A 14,422-nucleotide genomic window follows, 5' to 3' on the forward strand; every position below is an offset into this window, starting at 1 on the left:
CGTGGCGTCGTAGGCGAGGTCGATGCCCGAGACTTGTGCGAAGCGGATCAGCGCAGGACCCAGCGGGCCCGCGGCGATCGCATACTCGCGGCTGTCGGATGGCGGCGCGTTTGCCGACGCGTTTGCCGGCGCCTGGGCCGCAGCCTCGGGCACCAGCGCCGCCACCGCGAGCGCCAGCGCGACGATGACCGACAACAGGGTCGCACGGCAGCTCGCGGTCATGGCCCTCGCATCAGAAATCCACCGTCATCGACGCCAGGACGGTGCGCGGCGCACCGAGCGATACCGTGCCGAACGATGCCACGCCCGACCAGTAGCGGCGGTCGAACGCATTGATCACGCTGGCGCGGAAGGTGGTGGCCTTGCCTGCCACCCTGGTGCGATAGCGCGCGCCGAAGTCAAAGGTGGTCCAGGACGGCACCGACTGCGTATTGGCCTGGTACACATAGGCCTTGCCGGTGTAGTTCACAGCGCCCGTCAGCGTCAGGCCCTGCAACCACGGCAGGTCCCACTCGGCGCCGAGGTTGGCCATGACGTTGGGCACGCCAACCGGACGATTGCCCTGCGTGGCAGCGCTGTTGGTCTTGGTCAGCTCGGCGTCCAGCAGCGTTACGCCGCCCAGCAGGCGCACGCGCTTGAGCACTTCGCCCGACACCGTCAGTTCCAGGCCCTGGTTGCGCTGCTCGCTGTCGACGGCATAAGCCGTGCCGAAGAGCTGGCCGGTCGGCTTGGTCATGCGGAATGCTGCCAGCGTGGCGATCAGCGATCCGCTGTCGACTTTTACGCCAACCTCCTGCTGCTTGGTCTTGTACGGCGCGAACACCTGCCCGGCGTTCGAAGCCGTGGCCGGCGCGATATCGCCCTTGCTCAGGCCTTCCACGTAGTTGGCGTAGAACGACACGTTGCGCCACGGCTTGAACACGATGCCGGCCAGCGGCGTGACGGCACTTTCCTCGTAAGCGGCCGACTTCGCGCCGGTGGCCGCGACATAGTTGTTCGACTCCACGTTCTGGTAGCGCAGGCCCAGCGTCAGGGCGACGCGATCATCCATCGCGCTCAGCGTATCGATCAGCGCCACGCCGGACAGCGTCGAGTCCGACACCTTCGGCACGAACCGGGGCGCGGCGATGGACTGTTCGGGCCTTGCCACCGGCGCGTAGATATTCGATTGGACCGGTGTGCCGGACACGTTGGCATTGGCAATGCGATCCGAGTACAGGTTGGCCTGCAGCGCCAGCGCATGACGCACCGGGCCCGTATCGAACTTCGCGCGCACGCCGGTATCGAACGACGCGCGGTTGATCTGGAAGCGCCAGCGCTGCATGGCCGACGAGGTATCGCCGGCCGCATTGAGGATCGTTGGGGTCTGGTCGGACAGGCGCGCGACGTCGGAACGGGTGCCGCCGGCGTCGGCAAACACGGTCACGTTGTCGGCGACGTCATATTCCACACGCAGCAGCGTGGAGATGTCGTTCGACTTCCACCAGCCCCAGGGCTGCGACACGTTGCGGCGGCCATCCGGCGCTGCGGGCACCTGCACGCCGCTGGCGACCAGGAACGGGCGCGTGGGCGCATCGGTCCATTGGTACTGCTCGATCAGGTCGAGCGAGGCGCGCAAGCGCTCGCCGCGGTAGTCCAGCGACAGCGCGGCGACTTCGGCCCGCGACTTCTGATTATCCAGCGGCGTCGGTCCCTGGCGGTGCAGGCCGTTGAAGCGGATGCCCCATTCCTTGCCTTCACCGAAGCGGCGGCTCAGGTCGACGGCGCCGCCGACCTGGGCATCCGAGGTGTAGTCCAGCGTGAAGCGGGTAAGGTCCGTGGCGCCGGCACGCTTGGGCACGAGGTTTACCACGCCGCCCACGCCGCTGTTCGGCGACATGCCGTAGAGCATGGCCGCCGGGCCCTTGAGGACCTCCACGCGTTCGATGTACTCGGTGAACAGATGGTAGTTCGGCGACACGCCATAGACGCCGTCGAACGCCACTTCTGACAGGTTGCCTTCGTTGATCGGGAAGCCGCGGATCATGAACGAGTCCGTCACGCCGCCGATCTGGCCCGTGAAGCGTGTCGACGGGGCGCTGCCCAGTACCTCGGCCAGTGTCACGGCCTGCTGGTCTTCGAGGCGCTGGGCGGTGTAGTTGGTGGTGGCGAACGGCGTGTCCATGACGTCACGGTTGCCGAGCAGGCCGAGTCGCCCGCCACGCGCGGTCTGGCCGCCGGCATAGGGCCGGGGCAGTTCGCCCGAGGGCTCGGCGGCAGCCGTCACAGTCACGGCCGGCAAGGTGGCGGCGGTGGGAGCCTGCGGTTCCGCCGTTGCAGTTTGCGCCCGCAATGCCGGCGACGCGCCGGTGGCCCCCACGGCAAGGCAGAACAACGCGGATCGCAAGGCAGCCGTCATCGGGCTGAGGGCGGGAAGGGAAGGCTGAAGGTCGTTGGCAGGCATGATTCTCGGTTCCGGCAGTCAGTTGAGTTGCGTTACTGCCTGTAAAGCCGGACGAGAATCCGGATCCCCTCACTTTTTCTGAAAAACTTTTCTGGCACGTGTCCGACAAGGTGTCAGTCAGGGTCAGTACCCTCTGCCGGCCCCACCATGACCCAGAACCGGGTGAGATACGACACCCGGATGGGCTGCGAATGGGCCAGGAAGCGCAGCGCGCGATCGGTATCGGCAATCCGGTAGGCGCCGGATACGCGCAGGTCGCCCACGCGCGGATCGCAGACGATGCGGCCGGTGCGGTAGCGCTCCAGTTCCGCCAGCACATCGGCCAGGCGCATGTCATTGCCGGCGATCACGCCGTCCGCCCACCCGTCCGCGGCGATTGGCGGCGCGGCCGACCGTCCAGCTTCCGCGCTCGACATCTTCCAGGTGGTGCCCGGTTCGGCTATGCCGCGGGCCGCACCGCCGCCGGGGTGCATCTCCACCGCGCCTTCCTGCACGCTGACGCGCGCATGATCCGCTTCGATCCGCACCACAAAGCGCGTGCCAAGCGCGCGCAGCGAGCCAAACGGCGTCTGCACCCAGAACGGCTGCGCGGCAAAGCGGGCGTCGTGGCCGGTGGTTACCAACACCTCGCCGCGCCGCAATGCCACGACGCGATGGCCGGGATCGAAGCGGGTAGCTATCGCGGTGTCGGTATTGAGCACGACCGTGGTGCCGTCTTCCAGGCGCAGCGTGCGTTGCTCGCCGGTGCCGGTGCTGGCGTCGGCGCGCCAGCGCTGCCAGGGTGCGAACTGGCTCGCCGCCGACAGCGCCAGCACGGAAACCCCGCCGAAAGCCAGCGTCTTGAGCGCTTTCCGGCGGCCGCCGGCGCCACTCTTGCGCAGGGCGTCCGCGGCTTGCAGCGTGGGCAGGGCCAGGTTTGGCGGCACGCTGGCGAAATCGTCGCGCAGCGACTGCATGCGCTGCCACGCCAGCGCATGGCGCGAATCCGCCCGCAGCCATTGCGCAAACCGCTCGCGCGCGCCTGCGTCAGCCTGGCTGAACTGGAGCCGCACCGCCCATTGCACGGCCTGGTCGACAATATCGGATGGAATCGACGGTGGCGAGGCAGGGTCTGGCGCACCGCGCGCCGCGGCGTCAGTCACCGAAGCGCACGGTATAGCAGTGCCGCAGCGCCGTGCCGACATAGCGTTCGGCGGTCGACAGCGACACGCCCAGCCGTTCGGCGATTTGCGGGCAGGTCAGTCCTTCGAGCTGGGCCCACAGGAATGCGCTGCGCACCCTGGGCTTGAGCGCATCCAGCAAGCGGTCGATCTCGATCAGCGTCTGCAGGAAGGCAAGGCGGCTTTCAGGCGAGGGTGCGTGCGCCTCGGGGAGTTGCGCCAGGGTTTCCAGCCAGGCGCGCTCCAGGGCGCGCCGGCGCCAATGATCGATGACCAGCCCGTCGGCAATGCGGCCCAGGTAGAGGCGGGGTTCGCGAATCGGAACAGGGTCGCGGTGCAGCAGCCGCAGGAACACATCCTGCGCAAGGTCGGCCGCATCGCACGCATTGCCCAGCTTGCGCCGCAGCCAGCCTTGCAGCCAGCCATGGTGATCCTGGTAGAGCGCGCAAACCTGTGCGCTGACGACGGGTTCGGCGGCGGCCATGGCAGCCGTGCGCCTCAGCGCGCCGTCGCGGGCATCGCCACGCCCGGCTGAAGGTTTGGTGCGTAGGATTCCGGCATCACATACCGTGCGACTCTGGCAGAGCAAGGAGCGGCTGCGGGCCGCCCGCGAAGGCTACCGGCCTGGGCGTGAGGCAGGGTCGGCATGAAAAACATCGGTGTCGGCATGGATGCGAAGTCAGGCTCACCTTCGCGAGATAAGCTGTTGAAGGGCGGGATAAATGTAACTCATTCTCAGTTAGAGGGAAAGCCAGCGTTGCGAGTGAGAGACAGGCAGCGGGCTCTATGCCTGAGGGAATTCGGGGCCAGGCGCACGAATGAAAAGCGCGTCGCCGCATCAAGCAAAAAGGGCTGAGTCCTGTGCAATACAGAACTCAGCCCCTCAGGCCCAGCCTACTGAACCGCCCAAATCCGCAGAGCCGTCCAGCGCGGGTTGACGTCTGGCTTGGCTATTCCAGGAATCAGAACTGATTCATGGTGTTGTCCTTGCCCGCCGCCTTCAGTGCAGCTTCGCCGCTGAAGTATTCCTTGTGATCATCCCCAATGTCCGACCCGGACATATTCTGGTGCTTGACACAAGCGATGCCCTGGCGGATTTCTTTGCGCTGCACGCCAGCCACATAACCCAGCATGCCTTGATCACCGAAGTATTCCTTGGCCAGGTTGTCAGTCGACAGCGCGGCGGTGTGGTAGGTCGGCAGCGTGATCAGGTGGTGGAAGATGCCGGCTTCGCGCGAGGCGTCAGCCTGGAAGGTGCGGATCTTCTCGTCGGCCAGCTTGGCCAGTTCGCTGTCGTCGTATTCCATGCTCATCAGCTGGGCGCGGTCGTAGGCGGACACGCCCTTGCCCTCGGCCTTCATCGCGTCATAGGCTTGCTGGCGGAAATTCAGGATCCAGTTGAACGACGGGCTGTTGTTGTACACCAGCTTGGCGTTCGGGATGACCTTGCGGATTTCGCTGACCATGCCGCCGATCTGGGCGATGTGCGGCTTTTCGGTTTCGATCCACAGCAGGTCGGCGCCGTTCTGCAGCGCGGTGACGCTGTCCAGCACGCAGCGGGCGGCGCGGAACTGGAACAGGTTGCTGGGCAGGCGCTTCGGGCGCAGCAGCTTGCCGTCGCGCTTGATGATGACGTCGCCATTGCCCAGCTGGTCGGCCGACAGTTCTTCGCAATCCAGGAACGAATTGTATTGGTCGCCCAGGTTCGTTTCCCACGCAAATCTGAACAAGCCATGCCCAACAGGCGCTACGACCCCAGAACCTCCAGACCATTCTCAGCACACCATTGCCTCAGCGCTTTTTCGACAGCATTGGCTTCAAATGAATACCAGAACTCGAGAATGCCTTTGCGCTCAAGCAAACCCTTGAAACGAGCGTAAGCCCCTTTCCTTCGGAAGAATCCTTCAACCTGTTCGTAACACTCAGGCAACTGCTGCTCAATAAACTCCAGGGCGAAATTTCTTCCCAGGCCGAGCTCGTTCTGATGTGGTATCTCAAGGTAGCGGTCCGAAGTTTCAAGGTCGTCTGGAAGCTCCTCCTCGACGACGTCGTTGAAATTGGAAGTCCAATAGAATTTGCCCGTATCGATCGAGACATACGCGTTGTTCTCGAATGGCGCTCCAGAGCTAACGAAGTCGAAAGCCATGGAAAGATCGTCGAATTTGATTGCGACCATGCCCGTACTCCCTTGACGGCAAGTTGAACGGCCCCCCGAGATGTTCGGCGACAGCCGGCATTGGTCTTCTCATGGGGCCAAGGCATCATAGTATCGCAGCGCTCACGGGGACCGGACAGCGCCAATCCATGGTCATTCAGTGTCCACTGAAAGCGCATCGCCGTCGCCCGAAGGAACAAAGCCCGCACGCCTGCACTTTACGCGGCACCGAGCCACTTGTTTCATGACTTAGATTTTGAGAAGTCTCGGATCTCATGAGAACTGAAGAGAAGAACTCGCCCGACCCCCTTCACTTGACGATCACAAGGAGTATTTCAGCGGGGAGGCGGCGCTGAAGGCGGCGGGGACTATGAATCAGTCCTGATTCTGGTAGGGCCTTGAAGCAGAACGCCAACCCGGAAGGCTGGCGTTTTTCTTTTGTGAGTCGTGATTGTTGGCGGGGTGCTACCGTTGAGGCTTACCGGATCGGGGATCCGGCGCAGGCGCCTGACCCTTGCGAATCCACTCGGCCAATATCCGACCCAGACATATTGACAGCGCGGTTCCGGGTTTCGTTCTGCGCAAAGACGTTCCGACCGAAATGAATTCCACAATGTGAAACGCGCGTTCGGTGAGCGGACGGAGGCTGCTTCAATGTGCCCGCTGCTGGACGGCTTCGTCACTTTTGCCCTAAAGACTCCGAGGCCGCCCGCCGTTAACACCATCGGTCCCCCATTTCCCAAACAACACCCAATTCCCCCGCCTTTTCCCCTGAATGGGAAGCCCCCCGCGCTTCGATAATCCCTGCTGACGAATAGCGGCTTGCCGCTTCGCACGGAGCGTGGATGTCCGAAGAAAGCGATCTCGAGAAAACCGAACCCGCCTCACCCCGGCGCCTGGAAAAGGCGCGCGAGGAGGGGCAGGTGGTGCGTTCGCGTGAGCTGGCCACGTTCGTCATGCTGATTGCCGGCGTCACCGGCCTGTGGACGCTGGGCGGCCATATGGGCGGCAGCCTGAACCAGGTCATGCAGGGCGCGCTGCGCTTCGAGCGCGACACCGCGTTCGACACCTCGCGCATGCTGTCGCGCTTCGCCGTGATGGTGTGGGACAGCCTGCTCGCCTTCCTGCCCCTGCTGCTGCTGTTCGGCGTGGCCGCGCTGGCCGCGCCGCTGCTGCTGGGCGGCTGGGTGTTCTCGGCCAAGTCGTTCGCACCGCAGTTCTCGCGCATGTCGCCGATTGCCGGGCTGGGCCGGATGTTCTCGGCGCACTCGCTGGTGGAACTGCTCAAGGCCGTGGCCAAGTCGCTGCTGGTGGGCAGCGTCGGCGCCTGGGTGCTGTGGCAGCGGCTGCCGGAAGCCATCGCGCTGATGAACGCGCCGGTGCAGGAAGCGCTGCTGCACATGATCGACCTGGTGATGCACTGCTGCCTGGTGGTGTCGCTGTCGCTGCTGGTGGTGGCCGCCATCGACGTGCCCTGGCAGTACTGGGCGTTCTTCAAGAAGCTGCGCATGACCAAGGAAGAGGTCAAGCAGGAATTCAAGGAGAGCGAAGGCGACCCGCATATCAAGAACCGCATCCGCCAGCAGCAGCGCGCCATGGCGCGCCGCCGCATGATGACCGAGGTGCCCAAGGCCGACGTGGTAGTGACCAACCCCACGCACTTTGCCGTGGCGCTGCGCTACGAGGAAGGGCGCATGAGCGCGCCGCGCGTGGTGGCCAAGGGCACCGGCGAGGTCGCCGCGCGCATCCGCGCGCTGGCCGCCGAGCACCGCGTGCCGCTGATGTCGGCGCCGCCGCTGGCGCGCGCGCTGCACCGCCATGTCGAGCTGGGCCAGGAAATCCCCGCCGGACTCTATACCGCCGTGGCCGAAGTGCTGGCCTGGGTCTATCAACTGAAGCACTGGCACTACACGCAGGGACCGCAGCCGCAGGCGCCGGCGGACCTGCCGGTGCCCGATGAACTCGCCGTACCGGAAAGCCACGCATGAACGCTCTGAACTCCTTGTTCAACCTGCCCGCGCTGCGCTCGGCCGGCCAGCTCAAGGCCATGACCGGGCCGCTGCTGATCATCATGATCCTTGGGATGATGATCCTGCCGCTGCCGGCCTTCGTGCTGGACCTGCTGTTCACCTTCAATATCGCGCTGGCGATCATGGTGCTGCTGGTCAGCATGTACACGCAGAAGCCGCTGGACTTCGCCGCCTTCCCCGCGGTGCTGCTGTTCACCACGCTGCTGCGGCTGTCGCTGAATGTGGCTTCCACGCGCGTGGTGCTGCTCGAAGGCCATACCGGTCCCGACGCCGCCGGCAAGGTGGTGGAAGCGTTCGGCCACTTCCTGGTGGGCGGCAACTTCGCGGTCGGTATCGTGGTATTCGCGATCCTGGTGGTGATCAACTTCATGGTGATCACCAAGGGCGCGGGCCGTATCGCCGAAGTCGGCGCGCGCTTCATGCTGGACTCGATGCCCGGCAAGCAGATGTCGATCGATGCCGACCTGAACGCCGGCCTGATCAACGAAGAAGCCGCCAAGAAGCGCCGCGCCGAAGTGGCGCAGGAGTCCGACTTCTACGGCGCCATGGACGGTGCCAGCAAGTTCGTGCGCGGCGACGCCGTGGCGGGCCTGCTGATCATGTTCATCAACGTCGCCGCCGGCATGGTGGTGGGCATGGTGCAGCACGACCTGGACTTCGGCACCGCCGTGCACAACTACACGCTGCTGACCATCGGCGACGGCCTGGTGGCGCAGATCCCGGCGCTGGTGATCTCCACCGCGGCCGGTGTGATCGTGTCGCGCGTGTCGAACGAACAGGACGTGGGCGAGCAGCTTACCGGCCAGCTCTTCGCCAACCCGCGCGTGCTGTACCTGACCGCCGGCATCATCGGCCTGATGGGCATCATCCCGGGCATGCCGCACTTCGCCTTCCTGCTGCTGGCGGGCGTGCTGGTGTGGATGGGCCGCTATATGTCGCGCCGCGCCGCCACGCAGCAGCAGGTCAAGCAACGCGAGGAACGCGCGCCGGCGGTGGCGCCGGAATCGACCGAAGCCAGCTGGGACGACGTCACGCTGGTCGATCCGCTCGGCATGGAGGTGGGCTACCGCCTGATCACGCTTGTCGACCGCGCGCAGGATGGCGAGCTGCTTGGCCGCATCAAGAGCATCCGCAAGAAGGTGGCGCAGGAGATCGGCTTCCTGGTGCCGGTGGTGCATATCCGCGACAACCTCGAACTGAAGCCCAACGCTTACCGCATCACGCTCAAGGGCGTGGAGATCGGCCGCGGCGAAGCCATGCCGGGCCAGTGGATGGCGATCAACCCGGGCCAGGTCAGCGGCACGCTGCCGGGCGCGGCCACGCGCGACCCGGCCTTCGGCCTGCCGGCGGTGTGGATCGATGCGGGCATCAAGGAGCAGGCGCAGTCGTACGGCTACACCGTGGTGGATGCCAGCACCGTGGTGGCCACGCACCTGAACCACCTGATCCACATGCATGCGGCCGAGCTGCTGGGCCGCCAGGAAGTGCAGGCGCTGCTGGACCGCATCGCCAAGGATTCGCCCAAGCTGACCGAAGACCTGGTGCCCAAGACCATCACGCTGACGGCGCTGCAGAAGATCCTGCAGAACCTGCTGGACGAAGGCGTGCCGATCCGCGACATGCGCACCATCCTCGACGTGGTGGCCGAGCACGCGCCCAAGGTCAGCGATCCCAACGAGCTGACCGCGATGGTGCGCGTGGCGCTGGGCCGCGCGATCACGCAGCAGCTCTTCCCCAACAACGCCGACCTGCAGGTGATCGGCCTCGATGCGGGGCTCGAGCGCGTGCTGTCGCAGGCGCTGACCAATGGCGGCGGCATCGAACCGGGGCTGGCCGATGCGCTGCTGCAGCAGACCCAGGGCGCGGTCACGCGCCAGGAGCAGATGGGGCTGGATCCCGTGCTGCTGGTGCCGTCGCAGCTGCGTCCGCTGATGGCGCGCTTCCTGCGCCGGACCATGCCGCAACTGAGGGTGTTGTCGCATGCCGAAGTGCCTGACAACCGCAATATCCGCATCACCGCAATGATCGGTGCCTGAGGAACAATCGATGAGCGTAGCCAAATTCGTCGCGGCCAACGGCCGTGAAGCCATGCGCCAGGTGCGCGAAGCGATGGGCCCGGATGCCGTGGTGCTGTCCAACCGCACCGTGGAAGGCGGCGTCGAGATCGTCGCCATGCGCGATACCGACCTCGGCAGCGTGTCCGCCACGGCGCCGGTCTATGTGCCGCCCGCGCCCGCGGTCGAGCCCGCCGCCATCGGCGACCTGCGCGGCGAACTGCAGTCGATGCGCGCGATGCTCGAGCGCCAGCTGGCCGGCATCGGTCCTGCCGCGGCCGCGGCCGGCCACGGCGTTGCCGCCAGCGATCCGCTGCGCGAGTCGCTGTTCGAGTGGATGGTCGGCGCGGGCTTCTCCGGACAGCTCGCGCGGACGCTGCTGGCCCGCTTGCCGGTGGGCTACGACCGCCCCGCGGCGATGGGATGGATCCGTGCCGAGCTGGCCAGCAAGCTGCCGGTGCTCGGCAATGAAGACAGCCTCTTTGCGCAGGGCGGCGTGCTGGCGCTGGTGGGACCGACCGGCGTCGGCAAGACCACCACCACCGCCAAGCTGGCCGCGCGCTTCGTGCTGCGCCACGGCGCCGACAAGCTGGCGCTGCTGACCACCGACAGCTTCCGGATCGGCGCACACGAACAGCTGCGCATCTACGGCGATATCCTCGGCGTGCCGGTGCACGCGGTGAAGGACGCGGCCGACCTGCGCTTCGCCCTGGCGGCGATGAAGGACAAGCACCTGGTCATCATCGACACCGTCGGCATGAGCCAGCGCGACCGCAGCCTGTCCGAGCAGATCGCGATGCTCGCAGGCGTGCCGGCGCCGGTGCAGCGCGTGCTGCTGCTCAACGGCGCCAGCCACGGCGATACGCTCAATGAAGTGGTGCACGCCTACCGCCATGACGCTGCGCCGGAAAGCGGCGGCATCGATGGCTGCATCATCAGCAAGCTGGACGAAGCCACGCACCTGGGTTCGGTGCTCGACGTGGTGATCCGTCACCGGCTGCCGGTGTTCTACGCTTCCACCGGCCAGCGTGTGCCCGAGCACCTGGAGCTCGCCAACAGCACCGCGCTGGTCGAGCGCGCCTTCCTGACGCCGCGCCGCGGCTCGGTGTTTGCCGATGCCGATGCGGCGCGCCGCCGCCAGGCCGCCGCTGCCGACGATGCGGTGCAGTCCAGGGGCGGCGCCGATGACGTGCTGCGCTCGCTGACTGACAGCGCCGACGCGCTCGGCCAGTGCGTGGCTGAACTGAACGGCGCCGGACTGGGCTTCGACCTGGCGCGCTCGCTGTGGCAGCAACGCGCCGCCGGTGCGCCGGCATTGCGCGCGATGGCGCAGCAGGTCCGCGAAGCGGTCTGCCGCGACGTCAGCCGGCTGAGCGACCAGTACGTGCTGGCCATCGCCACCACGCTGCAAGTACATGTCCCCGGCCGCCGCGCGCCGCAGCCGCTGCAGCACACGCTGTGGCTGGCCGATCGCGACGGCATGCCGCTGGCCGCGACTGTCGCTGCCGCCGCCCGCGCCGGCCAGCCGCTCGGCGAAGCCGATGCCGAAGCCGCCAACCTGCGCGCCGCGATGAATGCCGCGCGCAAGGTCGTCAACCTGCTTGAAGCCGTGCCCGCCGCCGCCACGCTGGCGCGCTGGCAGCAGGCCGGCGAGCGCTGGGTCGCCAGCGCGCGCAAGACCGCGCGCGTGATCAGCGCCGGTGCCGCCTGGAAGCTCGATGCGCTGGCCGATACGCTGACCTTCCACGCCGTCGGCGAAGCCACCGTGCGCGAGCGCGATGCCGTGCGCTGGCTGGCTAGCGCCGATGTGCGCGTGCCGGAAAGCCCGGTGCGCGGCAAGGGCGCGCCCGAAGGCGGCATCGATGCGTGCCTGGTAGTGGCGCGCCTGGTCGATCGCGCCACCGGCGAACTGCTCGATACGCGCTACCTGCTGTGCGATCCCGCGCTGGCGCAAGACGCCGCGCAGGTGGCACGCTGGTCGCTGTGGACCGATGCCGCCGATGCCCGCCTGCGCACGCTGCGCCATGCCGCCGACCACTTCGCGCAGGACGCCGAAGCCGGCCACGCCGCCGGCGCCGCGCTGGCCGCGCTGCAACTGGGCCTGTCGGTGCTGCGCCTGGAACACGCGCCGACCGCGACCGCGCCCGCCTTCCTTGCGCGCCTGGCCGGCCGCACCGCGCGCGCGGGCACGCCGGTGCCGGGCACGGTGCTCAACGAAGGCATGGGCCGCATGCTGGCGCTGCTCGACGTGCTGGAGAACTACCCGGGCCGTGGCGCCGCCACGCCGGCGGCCACCATCAACGCCGACACCGACGCGATGGGGGTGCTGCAGTGAGCGCACTCGCCATGGACCAGGCCGAAAGCCTGCGCCGGATGCTGGCGCCACGCACCACGCGCCGCGTCGCCGTGGTCGGCAGCGAGCGCGGCGCCGGTGCCACCACCGTGGCGCTGGGGCTGTCGCATGCGCTGGCGATGCAGGGCGAACGCGTGCTGCTGCTCGACGAAGACCCGGCCACGGCGCGCGCGACGCGGCTGGCCGGCGCCGCCCCGGCGGGAACGCTTGCCGACGTGCAGGCAGGGCGCCTGCCGCTGGAAGCGGCCGCGGGCGCGGGCACCAGCGCCGCGTTATCGGTGCTGCCGGCGGGCCGGCAGCGGGCCGGACTGGACTTGCCCCCGTCTGCGCTGGCCGCCTTTCGCAGCGTGCTGGTCGATGCGGCCGCCGATGCCGATGGGGCGCTGTCGCCTTTCGCCGGCGGCGCGCACAACGTGCTGATCGTGATGCGTCCGGAGCTGGCGTCGATCACCGCCGCATACGCGTGCATCAAGCGCCTGCACCACCTGTATGCCTGGCGCCGGTTCCACCTGATCGTCAACATGGCGGCCAGCGAGGCCGCCGTGCAGGCAATCATGCGCAACCTGGCGCGCACCGCCAGCCAGTACCTCGGCGTCGAGGCCTTGTGCGCGGGTTGGCTGCCATCCGACCCGCTGGTGGCGCGCGGCGTGCAACTGGGCCGCTGCGTGGTCGAGGCGTTTCCGGCAGCGCCGGCCACCACCGCACTGCGCCGCACCGCCGGCGCCATCGGCGGCTGGCCGATGCGCGCGCAGACAAGCGCACCCGCAGCCGTGCCCGCGCTGGCCTGAGCCCGCATGTCAATGAACCGAACCAGACCCTGAGCCAGCCGGCCGCCGCCAGGCGTGCCGGTCCAGCAATCCAGCATTCACGAGAATTGCACCATGTACACGATCCAGGGAAAGCTCGAACAGGCCGATGTGGTCAAGGCGCACGCACAGCTGGTGCGGCGCATCGCCCTGCAACTGGCCGCCAAGCTGCCCGCCAGCGTGCAGATCGACGACCTGATCCAGGCCGGCATGATCGGCCTGCTCGATGCGGCCAAGCGCTATGAAGACACGCATGGCGCGCGCTTCGAGACCTACGCCAGCCAGCGCATCCGCGGCGCCATGCTCGACGAGGTGCGCGCCAACGACTGGCAGTCGCGCAGCCTGCGCCAGTTCACGCGCCGCATCGAACGCACGCAGCGCGGGCTGGAGCAGAAGCTCGGCCGCACGCCGCTCGACTCCGAAGTGGCCGAGGCCATGGAGATGCCGCTGGACGAATACCAGCAACTGCTCAACGAAGTCTACGGCTGCCAGCTGCTGCACTACGAGGACTTCGAACGCTCCGGCGAAGAGGATTTCCTCGATCGCCACCTTGGCGGCAGCGACGACGGCAACCCGCTCACCGTGCTGATGGAAAGCGGCATGCGCCAGGCGCTGATCCGCGCCATCGACCGCCTGCCCGAGCGCGAGAAGCTGGTGCTGTCGCTGTGCTATGACCAGGAACTGAACCTGCGCGAGATCGGCGCGGTGCTCGAGGTCACCGAATCGCGCGTGTGCCAGATCCGCGGCCAGGCCATCACGCGCTTGCGGAACCAGTTGCGCGGGTTGTTGTGATGGGAGTGTTAGCCGGCGCCGTGCGCGGTGCTTGCTGGATGCTTGCCGCAGTGTCCGTCTGCGCCTGGGCCACGCTTGACAGCGGCACCCGACACGCGTGGACCGGCTCCGTCCACGGCCCCGCCCTCCATGGCCGCGGCCAACGCGTAGTGTCGCCGCCGATCCAGCCCACCGGGGTGCTGCCGCAGTCGGAAGGCGTGATTACTTCGGTGCGCTGGCGCTACAGCTTCGCCAGGACGCCACCTGTCGAACTGCAGGCTTACCTTTGCAATGCGCATCGCTGCGTGCTGTTGCCGCAGGCAGAAGGGAAGACCGATGCGTTTGCCGGTGATGATGCGACCAAGGGCTTTGTGTTTGCGTTCCGGGTGCCGGGGCAGGGGAGCCTGGTGCCGGTGTTGCAGGGCAGGAGCAATGAAGTGGTGGTGGGATTCAGGTAGCTGGGCGTTGCATCGGTTTTGCGATGACGTCTGCAGCAGGCTTCCCTCTCCCGCTTGCGGGAGAGGGAGAACACCTTACCTAGGCTAGTTCGGGCGCCGTTGGAGCACCCGAAACCGCCAGCCTGCTTCACACTCCTAGCCGGCCGCCAGACTACCCCCCCCAACCCCCGCCGACCGCTAGCCATCCGTACC

10 protein-coding genes and 1 pseudogene are annotated in these 14,422 nt (G+C 67.2%); 6 read left to right on the top strand and 5 right to left on the bottom strand.

What is annotated here, in order from left to right; all coding sequences use genetic code 11:
• Positions 1 to 232: 232 nt before the first annotated feature.
• The 5 genes and pseudogenes from AB1I47_RS21305 to AB1I47_RS21325 form a co-directional block, all read right to left on the bottom strand.
• On the bottom strand, positions 233 to 2,443 hold the full coding sequence (locus tag AB1I47_RS21305) for a TonB-dependent receptor (RefSeq protein WP_354685709.1): 2,211 nt from the start codon (positions 2,441 to 2,443) through the stop codon (positions 233 to 235).
• A 113-nt stretch (positions 2,444 to 2,556) separates the two neighbouring features.
• Entirely contained in the window at positions 2,557 to 3,585 is a 1,029-nt protein-coding gene (locus AB1I47_RS21310; protein WP_354685710.1) for a FecR domain-containing protein, read from the bottom strand.
• Positions 3,578 to 4,087, bottom strand: a complete 510-nt coding sequence (locus AB1I47_RS21315; protein WP_354685711.1) for a sigma-70 family RNA polymerase sigma factor — start codon at positions 4,085 to 4,087, stop codon at positions 3,578 to 3,580. Before AB1I47_RS21315 ends, AB1I47_RS21310 begins: the two co-directional genes overlap by 8 nt.
• 478 nt (positions 4,088 to 4,565) lie before the next feature.
• A pseudogene (locus AB1I47_RS21320) lies at positions 4,566 to 5,309 on the bottom strand (isocitrate lyase); the annotation flags it as partial.
• Positions 5,310 to 5,350: 41 nt separating this feature from the next.
• Positions 5,351 to 5,779, bottom strand: a complete 429-nt coding sequence (locus AB1I47_RS21325; protein WP_354685712.1) for a hypothetical protein — start codon at positions 5,777 to 5,779, stop codon at positions 5,351 to 5,353.
• Between the two features lie 824 nt (positions 5,780 to 6,603).
• Between AB1I47_RS21325 and flhB the strand changes: the two genes are divergently transcribed.
• From flhB to AB1I47_RS21355, 6 genes are all read left to right on the top strand, one after another.
• Positions 6,604 to 7,746, top strand: a complete 1,143-nt coding sequence (gene flhB, locus AB1I47_RS21330) for a flagellar biosynthesis protein FlhB (protein ID WP_354685713.1) — start codon at positions 6,604 to 6,606, stop codon at positions 7,744 to 7,746.
• Positions 7,743 to 9,824, top strand: coding sequence for a flagellar biosynthesis protein FlhA (gene flhA, locus AB1I47_RS21335; protein WP_354685714.1), 2,082 nt, complete (start codon positions 7,743 to 7,745; stop codon positions 9,822 to 9,824). Before flhB ends, flhA begins: the two co-directional genes overlap by 4 nt.
• A 10-nt stretch (positions 9,825 to 9,834) precedes the next feature.
• Entirely contained in the window at positions 9,835 to 12,177 is a 2,343-nt protein-coding gene (gene flhF, locus AB1I47_RS21340) for a flagellar biosynthesis GTPase FlhF (RefSeq protein WP_354685715.1), read from the top strand.
• Positions 12,178 to 12,188: 11 nt separating this feature from the next.
• A complete protein-coding gene (locus AB1I47_RS21345; protein WP_354685719.1) occupies positions 12,189 to 12,983 on the top strand; it encodes a MinD/ParA family ATP-binding protein in 795 nt (264 codons plus the stop codon).
• Between the two features lie 93 nt (positions 12,984 to 13,076).
• Positions 13,077 to 13,793: an RNA polymerase sigma factor FliA gene (locus tag AB1I47_RS21350; RefSeq protein WP_354685716.1), complete on the top strand. Its 717-nt coding sequence runs from the start codon at positions 13,077 to 13,079 to the stop codon at positions 13,791 to 13,793.
• A gap of 38 nt (positions 13,794 to 13,831) precedes the next feature.
• Positions 13,832 to 14,230: a flagellar protein FlhE gene (locus tag AB1I47_RS21355; protein WP_354685717.1), complete on the top strand. Its 399-nt coding sequence runs from the start codon at positions 13,832 to 13,834 to the stop codon at positions 14,228 to 14,230.
• Positions 14,231 to 14,422 lie beyond the last annotated feature (192 nt).

The organism is Cupriavidus necator (assembly GCF_040578825.1).
Taxonomy (GTDB): Bacteria; Pseudomonadota; Gammaproteobacteria; order Burkholderiales; family Burkholderiaceae; genus Cupriavidus; species Cupriavidus necator_E.